The organism is Dermatophilaceae bacterium Sec6.4 (genome assembly GCA_039636865.1).
Classification (GTDB): Bacteria; Actinomycetota; Actinomycetes; order Actinomycetales; family Dermatophilaceae; genus Allobranchiibius.
In genome coordinates this window covers 978,780-994,802 of sequence record CP144172.1, presented here as the reverse complement: position 1 = coordinate 994,802, position 16,023 = coordinate 978,780, and the positions used below count along the sequence as shown (strand labels likewise).

Here is a 16,023-nt window from a genome sequence, read left to right as displayed (position 1 = left end):
GCAATACGTTACTTTAAATTCGCGACACGCGGAGACAGATGCTTGCAATTGCCGTTGACGAGGGGATCAGGCTACCGATGACGCGTGCGGCGGCGGCGTAACGCCGTCCGATCCAGGGGCGCGGCCATCACGTCTCCCAACACCACACCGGTGCTGATCGCCAGCGCGATGCCTACCGCCCCGAGCAGCGTCGGCAGTGCGGCACTCTGCTGGACGACCCTGCCGGTGCCCACGACGGTCCCGGCGATGGCATAGTACATGCCTTCGAAGATCCGCAATCCCGGTAGCAGCGGGGACACCGCCGGTAGCACCAGCACCAGGGCGGGCGCTCCCCATCGCAGCGCCACCACCCTGCCCAGCAGTCCCACGACGACGCAGGAGGCGGCCACGGCACTCGTGGACCCGACACCCCAGATCAACGGGAAGGTCGCCGCGATGCCGAGCGCCAGAGCGCCCAGCGCCGCCGTCGGCAGAATGAAGCGCGGCTTGGTCCGCATCGTGAGCGCGCCGGCCGCGGCGCCCACAGCTCCGAAGAGAACCTGAACTGCGACTGAGGCGCGCTGCGATCCGAACTGCAGCGACCCCGGCGTATAAAGCTCCAGTTTGAAGACGACGCCCAGTTTGAGCGTCAGCGACAACCCGCCTGCCACGCCGACGATGATGCCGGCAGCGGTCAGGAAGACGGTCAGTAACCGGCCTGCACCGGTCACCGGATAACCGGTGATGGCGTCCTCCACCGAGGCGGCCATCGCCCGTCCGGGCAACAGCACGACCAGACCACCGGAGACTGCGTACGCAAAGTCGTTGGGATCCATGCTCAACCCGAATCCGCCCTTGGCGGACAACAGATAGGCCAGCCAGGCCAGGATGACCGAGAGTCCGCTGCCGACCGCGTCGACGTAGAACGAGGGGAGGTGGCGGTTGTTCAGCGCCTGCCCGATCCGGTCGACACACACCCCGGACACCACGGCGACCACGACCGCGGTCAGATGTCCGCCGAGCAGTGCACACACCGCGCCGGCGAGTGCTCCGAAAGCGAGACCGATCAGCCAGCGGGGGTAGATACGGGCCACGCGTTGAATGCGTCGTAGATCCTTCAGGGCATCGTCAACATCGGTGAAGCCGCCGCTGATCAACTCCTGCACCAACTGATGGACCTCGGTCAGGCGGGCGAAATCCCTGGTACTGGAACGCACCACACGCAGCATCGTTACGGGTTCACCGGACGGGGCAGGCGCCTGGATCAGCAGCGACTGGTTCGTGAGGTCGACCTCCAGTCGGCGTAGACCGGCGGCCGCTGCAACAGCGACGACACTGGCTTCCACATCCCTGGTTCCGGCGCCGCAGCGCAACAGCAACTCCCCCACGCGGACACACAGATCGAGGGCCTTGCGGATGCCGTCATCCCGAACCGGAGTATTCATCGTCGCTGGGTTGCGGTAGGGCGTGTGTCGCAGCGCATCGACGATCGGTAACGGTTCGGTGATCGGCTCGCCTTGTAGGAAGCGCATCCTGCGGTGCACCGGGAAGCCATGGGACGGCGATTCCGGCGTGCGGTCCGATTTCGGCGTGCGGTGGCCGGGAAGGGGGGTTTCGTGGCCGTACTGCGCCATCAGTGTCACTCAAGTCCAGTAGTTCGGGCAGAAATATTCGTTCGATTTCGCGACCTCGCAAGGCCCGTGTCCGGGTGTCTCAACTGCCGGGTAGCGAAGGCATCACGTTAGCCAGCGGGAGCTGAGAGAAGCTGCTGTACGGCAGCCAACTCACCTCGTGCAGCGGAGCATTCACCGCTACCAGCACGGCGACCGCGGCGACCGCGGCACACAGCCCGATCACCACTCGGGTGCGTACCTCATCGCGCGCCACCGAGCGCACGATGCTGCGCGATCCACGCCGCATACCGGTACTACCCGGACCCCACCACAGCACCGTCAGGCCCGCGAGGACCCCGAGCGCCAGCGGGACCGGTCGGCCTACCGACGTGGGTTGATGGTCGACCAGATGCATGCCGACAGCAGCCGCGGCAACCACGCAGCCCGCGACGAAGGCAGGAATCACCATGGTCAACAACGCTGAGAAGGCTCCCACGATCGCGTGCCACGGCGAGGTAGCCACGGCCACCAGCGAGTCGGACTTTCGCGGACCCGACTGATATCTACGCAGCACCATGGAGGTGATCGCCCGGTCGTTCCATCGTGCCGCGAAAGACCACCCGAAGATCAGGATCACACTCATGATCGGCCAGTGCGCGCAGACGGCGATGGCACAGGCAGCCAGCGCCGCCAACGTGCCCGTACGCGCCGACTGCCCGATCCGCGGGTCGAGGTGCGACCCGGACTGCTGACGGGATTGCGTCGCCGGCGAATCGTAGGGCGAGCTCCCGTCGTAGCCGTCATATCCGGCCGATGCGTAGTCCTCGCCCGCGTATCTGTACGGCTCGTCATCAGCTCGCCCATGGGTAAACGGCGCGGCGTAACCGTAGGGATCGGAGGCACGTGGGGCCGACTGTTCATAGCTGACCGTCGGCTCGGAACGACGCTCGAGCGCTCGATCGAACCGGTCGGATCGGTCGGATCGGTCGGATCGGTCGGATCGGTTGTTGTGCGGCGACGTGTTGTTGCCCCGATTGCCCGGAGCAGCGGACGAAGACGACCCAGCAGGGACGGCCGAGCCGCCACGCCGCGTCGCGATGGTCGTGGTGTGGCCGCCGGCCGCATAGATCTCCAGCTGCTCCAGTACGACGTGCGCACTCGGACGCCGGGCCGGGTCCGGGCTCAACGCCGCAGCGAGCAGCGGCCGTAGACGCGGGTCCACCCCCTGCAGGTCGGCACGGCCTTCGGAGACCCGGTCCAGTACTACGTGCATCGGGCCGCGGCCGAACGGCGGCACCCCCGAGGCTGCGAACGCCAGGGTCGCCGCCCATCCCCACCAGTCGGTGGCCTCGGTGACCTCGCCGCCCTCGACGATCTCCGGCGAGAGGTAGCCGGGTGTGCCCATCACGAGTCCGGTACTGGTCAGGCGGGACTCATCAGCGACGTGGGCGATACCGAAATCGATGAGGACCGGTTCGTCGCCGTCCATCAGGACGTTTCCGGGCTTGAGGTCGCGGTGCACGATGCCTGCACTGTGGATGTCGCGCAGCGCCTCGGCGATACCTCGCCCCAGGATCGCGAGCGGCCCGGGCGCCAACGGCCCGAACTCGTCGACCACGGCGTCCAGTGGCGGACCATTGACGTAACGGGTGACCAGGAACGGCCGGTCACCGTCGACATCCGCATCCAATACCCAGCCGATCCGGTTGGATCGCGCCATCGAAAGAGTGGACACCTCACGCCGCAGACGCTCCCGGGCCCCCGCGTCGTACGCGATGTGGGCCCGCAGCACCTTCACGGCCACAATCTGGTCGCGGGGGTCGAAGGCCTTGTAGACCACGCCCATGCCCCCTTCGCCGACCTTGCCGATCAGGCGGTAGGGGCCGATCTTCTCGTAGGCGGTCCGGGACTGAGCTGACCGCTGAGACTGTCCAGGCGGGCGACGCTGGGCACCGCCAGGCAGCCGGACGGGACCGGTCGTTGCCCCGGCAGGCTCGCGCGGAGCCTCGGTGCGGCGATCGGAGTGCATTCTTCAACCGTAGAACGTGGAGTGGGTAAGGGGCCAGAATCGAGCGTGTCGCGGCGAGCCGCCACCTGCTACAGCGTCTGACGCCGCAGGGCTGTTCCCGGTTGGCAGGTGGGACCGGTCACTGGGTGCGCGCAGTTTGCCGCCCTACGCTGACTGCGCAGATGCATGCGCTCGACCCGCACACCAAGGAGCATTTCACGTGTCCGACACCACCTTTGATTTCGTCATTGCCGCCAATCGCCTACCCGTAGATCGGAAGGTCGACGACGAGGGCAACGAGAGCTGGGAGCGCAGCCCCGGCGGTTTGGTCACGGCGATGGAGTCGGTGATGCGGGGCCGCGAGGGGGCCGCCTGGATCGGCTGGGCGGGCGACACCGACTCCGAGCCGGACCCGTTCGAGGACGACGGCATGTACCTGGTACCGCTTGGCCTGACCCAGGACGAGTACGTCAACTACTACGAGGGTTTCAGCAACGACACGCTGTGGCCGCTCTATCACGACGTGATTGTTCCGGCGACCTTCCGCAGGCGGTGGCGGTCCGCATACGACCGGGTCAACGAGCGTTTTGCGCAACGGATCGCCGATGTCGCCTCGCAGGGCGCGACGGTCTGGGTGCACGACTACCAACTACAGCTGGTCCCGGCCCTGCTGCGTGAGCTGCGACCGGATGTGCGGATCGGCTGGTTCGACCACATCCCGTTCCCACCCGTCGAACTCTTCATGCAGCTGCCGGGGCGCGAGGAGATCCTGCGGGGCCTGCTCGGTGCCGATTTCCTCGGCTTCCAGCGAGGTGGCGATGCGCAGAACTTCCTGCGCGCCTGTGATCGGCTGCTGGACGTGCGGGTCGAGGGGGACCTGGTGCAGCACGGCGAGGGTCAGACCACCCGCGCGGCGGCCGTCCCGATCTCGGTCGACTCTGCGGCTCTGCGGGAGTTGGCGCTATCGGACAGCGTGCAGGAGCGTGCCAAGCAGATCAGAGTCGATCTCGGCAACCCGAAGAAGCTGCTGATCGGGGTGGACCGCCTGGATTACACCAAGGGCATCCGGCACCGTCTGAAGGCCTACAGCGAGCTACTGAACGACGGCAGCATCGACCCCGCAGAGGTCACTCTCGTACAGGTCGCCACCCCCAGCCGCGAGCGCCTGGAGGCCTACCGCACGCTGCGCGGTCAGGTTGAACAGGTCGTTGGTCGGATAAACGGCGAGCACTCGCCCATCGGATCACCGGCGGTGACCTACATCCACCGCTCCTTCGACCGCGAGGAGATGGTCGCGCTCCTGGTCGCGGCCGATGTCGCATTGGTGACTCCACTACGAGACGGGATGAACCTGGTCGCCAAGGAGTACGTCATGTGTGGGCCGGACGACGGGGCGCTGGTGCTCAGTGAGTTCACCGGCGCCGCGATCGAGCTGGGCGAAGGGTCTTTCCCCTGCAATCCGCACGACATCCGCAATCTCAAGCGGACCATCCTCGAAGCGTTGGGCGCATCGAGGGAGGAGTTGGAGCCGCGGATGAGGCACCTGCGCGAGGTGGTGCTGGCTGCGGATGTACAGCACTGGGCGGCGGATTTCCTCGCGGCGCTGCAGGCTGCACCGGAACGGCCCGGACCGTGACCGCGCTCGAGGCGGGCCTCCGCGCGGCTCTGACGACGTTCGCCGGGCGGGAGCGCATCCTGTACGGCACCGACTTCGACGGGGTACTCGCTCCCCTGGTGCTGGATCCATCCACGTCGACCCCTGTCGACGGCTCGATCGATGCGCTGCGTGAATTGGCGGCGTTGCCGGGAACGACGGTCGCGGTGGTGTCCGGGCGAGACCTGGCCACGCTGCGGCAGTTGTCCGGCATCGCCGACGACGAATCGATAGTGCTGATCGGGTCGCACGGCGGCCAACCGAGCATCGACTTACCGGGCGGCCAGGCGTGGGACGACGCGGCGCAGGCCCGCCTCGACGCCGTGACCGCGGCCCTGCAGGAAGTGGCAACAGCGCATCCGGGATGCCGGATCGAGCGCAAGTCGGCCGGCGCGGCCATCCACACGCGCGGCATGGACGACGACGCCGCCGACGCTGCCCTCCGCGATGCCGAGCAGGCTGGGTCCGCCATCGACGGTGCGCACGTCATCGCCGGCAAGAGCGTGCTGGAGATCGGGGTGCTCGACACCGACAAGGGCGGGGCGCTGCACGCTCTGGCCGAACACGTCGGCGCAACCGTCACCTGTTACTCCGGCGACGACCGCACCGACGAGCGGGCTTTCGAGGTGCTGCCGACCTCGGGCGGGCACGTCACGATCAAGGTCGGAGAAGGCGACACGGTCGCCGAACACCGCATCACCGGCACCGATGAGGTGCTGCCGATCATCCAGACAGTCCTGCAGGCCCGACGCAGCCGGTGACCGTCGGCACCTGATCAGCAGATCCTGGTGGGCTCAACCAGCACATTGATGTCGCTCGTGCGCCTGTCCAGTAGTGATCTCCACTTCACCGCCAGGGCGCCGTCGTAGTCACTACGCCGGACGCGGTATGTGTACGCGGCGCAGTCAGCGGGTCGACGTACCGTGACCAGCAGCTTGATCTGCCCGCTGGCCGGAACAGTCGCAGGGAAAACCTGCCAAGGGGTGTCCGCGCCCCCGCCGTCCTACGAGATGTCAGATTCGGAGGGTCTTCGAGCGAATCTATTGTCCGAAAGTGACATCTCGGTGCCGACGACACCTCGATGTGCGCGGTGACACGTAGCCCTGCGGCCGCGAAGGTGACACGATGAATGGGTGGGTCTGGACATCACTGCTGCTCGTCCCTGGCCGGGACTGTTGGACCTGCCCTGGGAGACCCCACTGGAGGAGTGGCCGGAGGATCTGCTCGCCGCGTTGCCACGTGGTATTTCCCGACACGTCGTGCGCTTCGTACGTATCGAGGGCCGGATCATCGCCGTCAAGGAGATCAAGTCCGATATCGCCCGGCGCGAGTACAACATGCTGCGTAACCTGCGCCGCCTGGATCAGCCCGGCGTCGAAGCGGTCGGGGTCGTCACGGGCAGGGTCGACGCCGATGGTGAACCGTTGGATGCCTGCCTGCTCACCCGTCACCTGCAGTTCTCGCTGCCTTACCGCGCCATGCTCGGCCAGGCGTTGCGCACCGGCACCATCCAACGCCTGATCGACGCGCTTGCCGTGCTGCTGGTCCGTCTGCACCTGAACGGTTTCTGGTGGGGCGACGTATCACTGTCCAACACGCTCTTCAAACGCAACGCCGGTGAGTTCGCGGCCTACCTGGTGGACGCCGAGACGGGCGAGCTGCACAACCGACTCACCGACGGCCAGCGCGCGCACGACCTGGAGATCGGCCGGGTCAACATCGCCGGGGAGCTGATGGATCTGCAGGCCGGCGAGCTGCTGTCCACTGACATCGACGCCATCGAGGTTTCTGAGCGGATCCTGTCCCGGTATGCCGAGCTGTGGGCCGAGCTGACCCGCGTGGAGACCATCGATCGTGGCGAGCGTTGGCGGGTCGACGAGCGCATCCGGCGGCTCAACAGCCTCGGATTCGACGTCGGAGAGCTCGACATCACTACTGATTTCGATGGAACCCGCATCCGCATCCAGCCGAAGGTCGTCGACGCCGGGCACCACTCCCGGCGGCTGCTCCGCCTGACCGGTCTGGATGTCGAGGACAACCAGGCGCGTCGACTCCTGAACGATCTGGACTCTTTCCGCGCCTCCGCCGACCGGCAGAACGATGACGAAGAGGTCGTCGCCTACGACTGGCTTACCACCATCTACGAACCCATCACCCGCACCGCACCGGCTGAATTGCGCGCGAAACTGGAACCCGCGGAGTTGTTCCACGAGGTGCTCGAACACCGCTGGTACATGGCCGAGAAGCGTGAGAAGGACGTGACGATCGAGCAGGCGGTCGTGGACTACGTGCAGTGGGTGCTGCCCGACAAGCCCGATGAACGATCGGTCGTCGGCGTGGATACCGGTTCGATCCCGATACGCGCAAAGAACCGCTGAGGCGCGAAGCAGCGTCATCCACCAGGCCGACCGCCCGGTGGTGGGCCGCGAAATTCACCCGTGACGCTGCAGTGCTACCCGGTGTTCAGAAGTAGGACGGGTGGTGGGACCTATCGGCAGGTATCTCAGAAGCTGCGGGTATTTCAGGTGGTGTTCAGCCGTCTTCGAGCAATCCCGCGATAGCCTGTGCGCCACTGACCAGCACTCCGACAGGGATGGGCCATGAGTAACAGCGACAATCCGTACGGACAACCTCCCAGCGACGAGGGACAGCCTTCCTCCTACCCGCAGCAGGGTGGCCAACAGCAGGGTGGCCAACACGAGAACGGCCAGCAGGGCGGTTACGACCAGGGCCAGGGCGGCAACTACGACCAGCAGCCTCAGCAGGGCGGTTACGACCAGGGCCAGGGCGGCAACTACGGCCAGCAGCCCACTCAAGGCCGTTACGGCGACCAGGGCAACTACGGCCAGCCACCTCAACAGGGCGGCTATGACCAGGGCCAGGGTAATTTCGGCCAGGGCCAGGGTGGGTACGACCAGCAGGGTGGCCAGATGCAGGGCGGTTACGGCCAGCAGGGTGGCCAGATGCAGGGCGGTTACGGCCAGGCACCGCAGATGGAAAGTGGATACGCCCCTGCTCCGACCCAGGGCACGCTGTCCTCGTGGGGCACTCGGGTAGGTGGGTATGCGATCGACATCATCGCGCCTGTGATTGCGTTCTATATCGTGCTCGCAATCGGCGCAGCAATCGGCGGCACGTTAGGTGGCCTGCTGGTTCTTCTCGGCTATTTGGCGCTTTTGGGTTTCCAAATCTGGAACCGTTGGTTGATGGGTGGCAAGACCGGCCAGTCCATCGGTCGTAAGCAGATGGGTGTCAAGCTCATCTCAGAAGAGACGGGTCAGCCGATCGGCCCGGGTATGGCATTTGTGCGTGACATCGCGCATGCCCTGGACTCCATCGCCTGCTTCGTCGGGTGGTTTTTCCCGTTGTGGGACGCCAAACGCCAGACGTTCGCTGACAAGGTCCTCAAGACCGTCGTTATCGACGTCCCGAAGTAACTCTCGCAGCCGCGTTCGCGGCACACGGCGAAGGGCCCGTATCCGACCGGATACGGGCCCTTCGTTGTCTGCTGCGCGTTGATCAGGCGGGACAGCCGGCCCGCTTACGGGCGATTTCATACAACGTCACGGATGCGGCGATACCCGCGTTCAGCGATTCGGTCGCGGAGTGCATGGGCACCGAAACGATCTGGTCGCAGTTCTCCGTGACCAACCGGGACAGGCCCTTGCCTTCGGAGCCCACCACGATGACCAACGGCTCGGTCGCCAACTGCACGTCCGGCAGCTCCACATCACCATCCATATCGAGACCGAGGATGAAGAATCCGGCCTTCTTGAACTCCTCAAGCGTTCGGTTCAGGTTGCCGGCGAGCGCGACCGGTACGCGCGCGGCGGCACCGGCAGAAGTCTTCCAGGCGGACGCGGTCATACCGACTGACCGACGCTCGGGGACGATCACCCCGTGGCCACCGAAGGCGCCGACCGACCGCAGGATCGCACCGAGGTTGCGCGGGTCGGTGATCCCGTCGAGCGCCACGACCAGCGGGATGCCGGGTGCTTCAGGATTGATGAAGTCAGTGGGGTGGGCGTAGTCGTAGGGCGGCACCTGCAACGCCAACCCCTGATGTACCGCGTCGTCGGTGAGCCGGTCCAACTCGCCGCGGGGTGTCTCCAGGATCGGGATGTTGCGGTCTGTGGCGATCTTGATCGATGCCCGCACCCGGTCATCGGATTCAATGCGACCCGCTACGTACATGGCGGTCGCCGGGATGTCAGCGCGCAGTGCCTCCAGCACCGAGTTGCGACCCGCGACGATCTCCGAGCTCGGCTTCTTGGGCCCGGAGCGCCGCACGGGTTTGCGCACGGAGGAGGACTTGGAGCCGCCACCGGACTTGTCATACGCCTTGTGGTTCGGGCGTTCGGCCGCCTTCGGGGTCGGCCCCTTGCCCTCCAGCGAGCGGCGTCGTTGCCCACCGCTGCCGGTCGTCGCGCCCTTGCGGCTCGCGCCCTTACGAATAGCGCCACGCCGTTGGGAGTTACCGGCCATGATGTGCTCTCTTCTTGATGCGTCGATGACGCGCGAATTGTCCCGCGCGCAGGTGGGATCGTCTCAGTTAGTCGGTCGGGTCGGTCAGTGACCAGCGGACGCCGTCGGCGGTGTCCTCCAGGGCCACCCCTGCCACGGCGAGCTGGTCACGCACCCGGTCTGCTGTCGCGAAGTCGCGATCGGCGCGGGCTGCGGTGCGCTGGGTGATGAGGGCCTCGACCAGGATCGCCAGGGCGCCACCGCTACGGTCGGCACCCGCATCAGACCACTGCTCGGAGTACGGGTTGACCCCGAGCACGTCGGTCATGGCTACGACCTGTGCCGCCAGCTCACGGGCCTTGTGCGGCTCATGCTCGTCCAGCGCGATATTGCCCTCACGCACCGCGTCGAACACGACCGCCAGCGCACTCGAGACGTTCAGGTCGTCATCCATCGCGATCGAGAAGGCCTGCGGGAGAACGGCCTTCTCGAGCTGGTCGCCGTCATGGGCCCGCCCCAACGCCCGATCGAGGAAGCCCTCGATGCGCGCCACCGCAGCGGCGGCCTCTTCCAGCGAACCCTCGTGGTATTCCATCGTCGAGCGGTAATGCACAGCTCCGAGGTAGTACCGCAGCACCAACGGTCGAACGGTCTTGATCAGCTCGCCCACAGCGAGGGTGTTTCCGAGCGATTTGCTCATCTTCTCGCCGCCCAGGGTGACCCATCCGTTGTGCATCCAGAAACGGGCGAACCCCATTCCTGCGGCTCTCGATTGAGCCAGTTCGTTCTCGTGATGAGGGAACCGCAGATCGATACCGCCCCCGTGGATGTCAAAGGTGTCACCGAGCCAACGCTGCGCCATCGCCGAGCATTCCAGGTGCCAGCCAGGACGGCCCGCGCCGAACGGTGTGGGCCAACTCGCCGAGTCCGGTTCGCCTGACTTGCGACCCTTCCAGAGTGCGAAGTCACGCGGATCGCGCTTACCACGGGGGTCCGCATCCGATGCAGCTTCCATGTCGTCGATGCTCTGGCGGGTCAGCTCGCCGTACTCCGGCCACGACCGCACGTCGAAGTACACGTCGCCGCTGCCGTCCTGCGCCGGATAGGCGTGACCCTTCTCGATGAGGGTCTGCATCAGCTCGATCATGTCGGTGATGTGTCCGGTGGCGCGCGGTTCGTAGGTCGGCCGACCCACCCCGAGCGCGTCGAGCGCGTCGTTGGTTTCCCGCTCGTGCTGGTAGGACCAGGCGAACCAGTCGGCATCGTTGGCGGCCGCCTTGTCCAGGATCTTGTCGTCGATATCGGTCACGTTGCGTACCAATGTGACGTCGTATTCGTGCCCGGTGGTCAGCCACCGGCGCAGGATGTCGAAGGCGACAGCGAAGCGAACGTGGCCGATGTGCGGGCTGCCCTGGGTGGTCAGGCCGCAGATGTAGATACCGACTCGTCCCTCGTGCAGCGGCTGGAAGTCGCGCAACTCTGCGGTAGCGGTGTCGTAGATCTGCAAGCTCACCCGACGGAGTTTATCGGCAGAACGCCGCCCGCCTGCCATCACAGCAGACGGGCGCAGCGACCTGCGTCACGTCGTCAGGACCCGGCGTCGATCCACTCCTGCAGGTGCGGGGCCTCGTCACCGATGGTGGTGGAGTCGCCGTGACCGGTGAGTACACGCGTGTCGGCAGGGAGGGTGAACAGCCTGTCCCGGATGGATTCGATGATGGTCGGGAAATCGCTGAACGAGCGTCCGGTCGCGCCGGGACCGCCCTGGAAGAGGGTGTCGCCGGTCAGGACCACCCCGAGGCTCGGGATCGACAGACAGCAGGCGCCCGGCGAGTGCCCGGGGGTATGCAGCACTTCGATGTCGACGCCACCGATGCTGCGGACGTCACCGTCGGCCAGATCATCATCCCATCGCAGCTCGGGATAGGTCATCTCCCACAGTGGCCACTCCTGCGGGTGCAGGGATATCCGCACGTCCGGATGAGCAGATTTGATGCCTGCGGCCGCGTCGATGTGATCGTTGTGAGCGTGCGTACACAGGATGCCTTCGATACGCCGGCCGCCCACCGCCTCGAGGATCGGCCCGGACTCGTGACCCGGGTCGACCACGTAGACACTCTTGTCGTCACCGATCAGCCAGACGTTGTTGTCGACATCCCAGGATCCACCGTCCAGCTCGAACGTGCCGGATGTCACCACCCGTTCGACGCGTACGCCGTCGTCACCGGCCACGACCTCGCTCACAGGACCACGACCGAACGCAGTACGACATCGTCGCCGCCGCCGTTGTGCATCTTCTCGAAGGCGGCCTCGACGTCATCCAGACCGACCCGCTCAGTGACGAACGCGTCCAGGTCGAACCGGCCCTGGCGGTAGAGATCGACCAGCATCGGGAAGTCGCGCTCGGGCAGGCAGTCGCCGTACCAGCTGGACTTGAGCGCGCCACCACGACCGAAGAGGTCGATCAGCGGCAATTCGACTTTGAGGTCCGGCGTCGGCACACCGACCAGCACTACGGTGCCGGCGAGATCGCGCGCGTAGAAGGCCTGCTTGTAGGTCTCGGGTCTGCCGACAGCGTCGATCACGACGTCCGCGCCGTTGCCGCCGGTGAGTTCGCGGACCTTCTCCACGACATCGTCGTTGCCCGGGTTGATGGTGTGGGTGGCGCCGAAGTGCCTGGCCAGCTCCAGTTTCCGCTCGTCGGTGTCGATCGCGATGATCGTGGTGGCGCCCGCAATGGACGCACCGGCCACTGCTGCATCGCCGACACCGCCGCAACCGATCACGGCCACGCTGTCCCCGCGGGTGACTCCCCCGGTGTTCACAGCCGCGCCGAATCCGGCCATCACACCGCAGCCGAGCAGTCCGGCAGCTTCGGCCGAGGCCTCCCGATCGACTTTGGTGCACTGACCCGACGCGACCAGGGTCTTGTCCGCAAACGCGCCGATTCCCAGTGCCGCAGACAGCTCCGTGCCGTCGGTGAGGGTCATCTTCTGGGTGGCGTTGTGCGTTGCGAAGCAGTACCAGGGCTTGCCCTTCCTACATGCGCGACATTGGCCGCAGACTGCGCGCCAGTTGAGGATCACGTAGTCGCCGACCTCGACATCGGTGACACCTTCGCCGACGGACTCCACGACGCCGGCGGCCTCGTGGCCGAGTAGGAACGGGAACTCGTCGTTGATACCGCCGTCGCGGTAGGTCAGATCGGTGTGGCAGACCCCGCACGCCTGGATCGCCACGACGGCTTCACCCGGTCCGGGGTCGGGGATGACGATGTCGACTACCTCGACGGGCTGGCCTTTGGTGCGGGCAATGACGCCGCGGACGGTCTGTGACATGGCAACTCTCCTCGATTGGCTTCCCCATAACCTAAGCGCCCGCCACCCCAACCGCCGAGTGGCGGGGTCCCATGTCGGGCGGCGGCCATATTTCCCCTCCGCTCGTCGGTGGACCCCGCCGCTCGGCGAACTGGGATCAGCCGGTCAGGCGGTACGTCGCCTGCGCAGGAACGGATCGGTGAGCGCATCGGTGACGTAGGGGTTCGTCTCGGCGGAGATGTTGCTCCCCGGCGCGACGATCTCGTCGATGCGGTCCAGCACCTGCGTGCTCAGCCGGATATCTGTTGCACCGAGTTGGGTGTCCAGCTGCTCCATCGTGCGCGGACCGATGATCGGCGCGGTGACCCCTGGGTGCTGCATGACGAACGCCAGCGCCAGGTGGATGAGGGTCATGTCGTTGGCTTCGGCCAGGAGCGCCAGATCCTCGACGGCGTCCAACCTCATCTTGTTACCGGGCTTGGACAGGTCGAACCGGTCCGGCATCATCTTCGCGCGATTAGTGGATGGCGCGTCCTGTCCCTTGCGGAAGCGACCGGTCAACCAGCCGCCGGACAACGGGCTCCACGACAGCACGCCCATCCGGTACTTCTGCGTCACCGGGAGCACCTCGCGCTCGATCCCGCGGTCCAGGATCGAATACGGCGGCTGCTCGGTCACGAACCGGGCCAGCCCGCGTTCTTTCGCGATCTGCTGCCCCTCCACGATCCGGTACGCCGGGAATGTCGACGATCCGAACGCCCGGATCTTGCCCGCCCTTTGCAGATCGGTCAGCGCCGCGAGCGTCTCGTCGTCATCCGTGCCGGTATCTGGGCGATGCACCTGATACAGGTCGATCCAGTCCGTCTGCAGCCTGCGCAGACTGTTCTCGACCTCCCGGACGATCCAGCGACGTGAGTTGCCCCGCTGGTTCGGGTCGCCACCCTCCTGGCCCAGCGCCACATCCATCGGGCCGTGGAACTTGGTCGCGAGAATGACGTCGCCGCGACGACCCTTCAGTGCCTTACCGACGATTGTCTCGGACTCGCCCTGGGAGTAGATGTCGGCGGTATCAACGAAGTTGATCCCCCCATCGAGCGCCCGGTGGATGATGCGCGCCGACTCGTCGTGATCCGGCTCACCCCACGGCCCGAACATCATCGCCCCGAGACAGAGCGGGCTGACCTGCATACCGGTATGGCCGAGATTGCGATAATCCATAGGTCGACCATACGACCGTGACACCCCACCGGGTGGCCTGACTTCCGGAGCGGGGCTCAGGCCATCCGAACGATCAGGGCCGTGGCGATGGCGGCCACACCCTCGCCCCGGCCGGTCAGCCCGAGCCCATCGGTGGTGGTCGCTGCCACCGAGACGGCGGCGCCACCGAGTGCCTTGGACAGCACCTGCTGCGCGTCGAGGCGACGCGGACCGATCTTCGGCCTGTTACCGATCACCTGGACGGCGACATTGCCGATCTCGAAGCTGTTGTCCGCAAGGAGCTGTCGTACGACGCCCAGCAGTACCGTTCCGCGGGCGCCTGCGAGTTCGGGGCGCGCTGTTCCGAAATGCTGCCCGAGGTCGCCCAACCCGGCCGCGCTGAGCAGCGCGTCGCAGATGGCATGCGCGGCAACGTCACCGTCGGAGTGTCCTTCGATGCCGCGCTCACCCGGCCACTGCAGTCCTGCCAGGTACAACGTGCGGTCGTCCTCGGCATAGGGGTGGACGTCGATGCCGATACCGGTGCGGGGCAGTCGGGTACTCATGACAACATCGTCCCCTGCTCCGGATCGAGCTCGTCAAGGGAGCCCAGCGCAGCAAGAATGACGTCTGCGGCCCGGTCCGCTGAGATGGCAGAGGTATCGATCCGCAGGTGCGGCTCCCAGCGGTCGACGACGCGGTCCTGGATCTGCCGCCAGCTCGGCTGCGGGAGACCGGCAATGTCATCGACGCGCACTTCGACGCGCCGCCGATGTTCGCGTTCGTCGGTGCAGACAACGTCGACTTCGAGCAGCCGGGCACCGCGTTCGACCGCGAGCTGACGCCACCCTGTGCGAGCCTGCGTCACCGCGTTGGCCATGTCCGCCACCACCGTCATGCCCAGGTCGAGGTGCTGGGCGGCGAGTTGGTGGGACACGCGGTACCCGACGTCTCCGACCGGGTGCTCAGTCAGCCCGCTGTCGACAACGGCCTGTTCGATGATGTCGACGCGTAGATGTATCAACGGCATTCGCACCGCAAGCGCGCGGGCCATGGTTGTCTTGCCGACACCGGGCAACCCCCCGAGCACGATCAGGGTCGCTCGACCGGGCGGGTGCAAAAGACGGACAGCCGCCTGTAGATCGGGCGTCGTGGTGATCTTGGCCGCGCGGGGATCACCCTCGATCACCAGCACCCGGCCACCGAGCCGTTCGACCATCGCAGCGTCGTCGGTAGCCGCACCACCGGCTGTATGCGCGCGTTGTAGTGCCTCCCGGGTGAATCCCTGCGGTGTCTGGATCGCGCGTAGCGCGGAGCGGTCCAACGTGCTGCTCACGTGGCCGGAGGCATCCACCTGCTTGATGGTGTCGGTCACAGCGAGGCCCGGCACGACGGCGTCATAGCCCTGGGCAATCCCGGCTGCGACCCTGTCGAACAACGCGGTGGGCGCGAGGGACCGGGCTGCGTCGTGGATCAGCACGACCTGCGCCAGCGGGTCCAGTGCCGCCAACCCGGCGGCTACCGAATCAGTGCGCTCGACGCCGCCCGCGACGACCCGGACATCCGGCAACAACGCAATGAACTGGTCCAGATGGGTGGCTGGAGCCACCACAACAAGGTCACCCAGCTGAGCTGCAGATTGCGCTGCACGCACTGCGTGTACAACGAGCGGCTCACCACCGAGGGACACCAGGGCCTTCGGCATGCCCGCACCCAGCCGAGTGCCCTGCCCGCCTGCTACGACGACGACGCCCACCACAGCAGGGCTGAGATGGGCGTCGTTCACTGCTA

At 66.3% G+C, this 16,023-nt stretch carries 13 protein-coding genes; 4 read left to right on the top strand and 9 right to left on the bottom strand.

The window, feature by feature from the left end:
* Nucleotides 1-71: 71 nt before the first annotated feature.
* Together V3G39_04890 and V3G39_04885 are read right to left on the bottom strand one after the other, a co-directional pair.
* Nucleotides 72-1,613 carry a threonine/serine exporter family protein gene (locus V3G39_04890; protein ID XAS78177.1) on the bottom strand — a complete coding sequence of 514 codons (1,542 nt, stop codon included), beginning with the start codon at nt 1,611-1,613 and terminating at the stop codon, nt 72-74.
* A 79-nt stretch (nt 1,614-1,692) separates the two neighbouring features.
* On the bottom strand, nt 1,693-3,621 hold the full coding sequence (locus V3G39_04885; GenBank protein XAS77383.1) for a serine/threonine-protein kinase: 1,929 nt from the start codon (nt 3,619-3,621) through the stop codon (nt 1,693-1,695).
* Between the two features lie 199 nt (nt 3,622-3,820).
* On the opposite strand from V3G39_04885, the gene V3G39_04880 reads away from it, so the two are divergent.
* The 4 genes from V3G39_04880 to V3G39_04865 all read left to right on the top strand — a co-directional run bounded on the left by V3G39_04880 (nt 3,821) and on the right by V3G39_04865 (nt 8,691).
* Entirely contained in the window at nt 3,821-5,236 is a 1,416-nt protein-coding gene (locus tag V3G39_04880; protein XAS77382.1) for a trehalose-6-phosphate synthase, read from the top strand.
* Nucleotides 5,233-6,015: a trehalose-phosphatase gene (otsB, locus tag V3G39_04875; protein XAS77381.1), complete on the top strand. Its 783-nt coding sequence runs from the start codon at nt 5,233-5,235 to the stop codon at nt 6,013-6,015. Before V3G39_04880 ends, otsB begins: the two co-directional genes overlap by 4 nt.
* A gap of 372 nt (nt 6,016-6,387) precedes the next feature.
* On the top strand, nt 6,388-7,632 hold the full coding sequence (locus V3G39_04870) for a DUF4032 domain-containing protein (GenBank protein ID XAS77380.1): 1,245 nt from the start codon (nt 6,388-6,390) through the stop codon (nt 7,630-7,632).
* Nucleotides 7,633-7,854: 222 nt separating this feature from the next.
* Entirely contained in the window at nt 7,855-8,691 is an 837-nt protein-coding gene (locus tag V3G39_04865) for an RDD family protein (GenBank protein ID XAS77379.1), read from the top strand.
* Nucleotides 8,692-8,773: 82 nt separating this feature from the next.
* On the opposite strand, the gene rlmB is transcribed toward V3G39_04865, so the two are convergent.
* The 7 genes from rlmB to ispD form a co-directional block, all read right to left on the bottom strand.
* The gene (gene rlmB / locus V3G39_04860) at nt 8,774-9,739 is read right to left on the bottom strand and encodes a 23S rRNA (guanosine(2251)-2'-O)-methyltransferase RlmB (GenBank protein XAS77378.1); all 966 of its coding nucleotides are present in this window, start codon (nt 9,737-9,739) and stop codon (nt 8,774-8,776) included.
* A gap of 67 nt (nt 9,740-9,806) precedes the next feature.
* The gene (gene cysS / locus V3G39_04855) at nt 9,807-11,231 is read right to left on the bottom strand and encodes a cysteine--tRNA ligase (protein XAS77377.1); all 1,425 of its coding nucleotides are present in this window, start codon (nt 11,229-11,231) and stop codon (nt 9,807-9,809) included.
* 74 nt (nt 11,232-11,305) lie between these two features.
* Nucleotides 11,306-11,962 (bottom strand): MBL fold metallo-hydrolase, encoded by a 657-nt coding sequence (locus V3G39_04850; GenBank protein XAS77376.1) that lies wholly within the window; start codon nt 11,960-11,962, stop codon nt 11,306-11,308.
* A complete protein-coding gene (locus V3G39_04845) occupies nt 11,959-13,056 on the bottom strand; it encodes an S-(hydroxymethyl)mycothiol dehydrogenase (GenBank protein ID XAS77375.1) in 1,098 nt (365 codons plus the stop codon). The genes V3G39_04850 and V3G39_04845 overlap by 4 nt, the downstream gene beginning before the upstream one ends.
* 144 nt (nt 13,057-13,200) lie before the next feature.
* Entirely contained in the window at nt 13,201-14,253 is a 1,053-nt protein-coding gene (locus tag V3G39_04840; protein XAS77374.1) for an aldo/keto reductase, read from the bottom strand.
* A gap of 56 nt (nt 14,254-14,309) precedes the next feature.
* A complete protein-coding gene (ispF, locus tag V3G39_04835; GenBank protein ID XAS77373.1) occupies nt 14,310-14,798 on the bottom strand; it encodes a 2-C-methyl-D-erythritol 2,4-cyclodiphosphate synthase in 489 nt (162 codons plus the stop codon).
* A complete protein-coding gene (gene ispD / locus V3G39_04830; GenBank protein XAS77372.1) occupies nt 14,795-16,018 on the bottom strand; it encodes a 2-C-methyl-D-erythritol 4-phosphate cytidylyltransferase in 1,224 nt (407 codons plus the stop codon). The genes ispF and ispD overlap by 4 nt, the downstream gene beginning before the upstream one ends.
* Between the last annotated feature and the right edge of the window lie 5 nt (nt 16,019-16,023).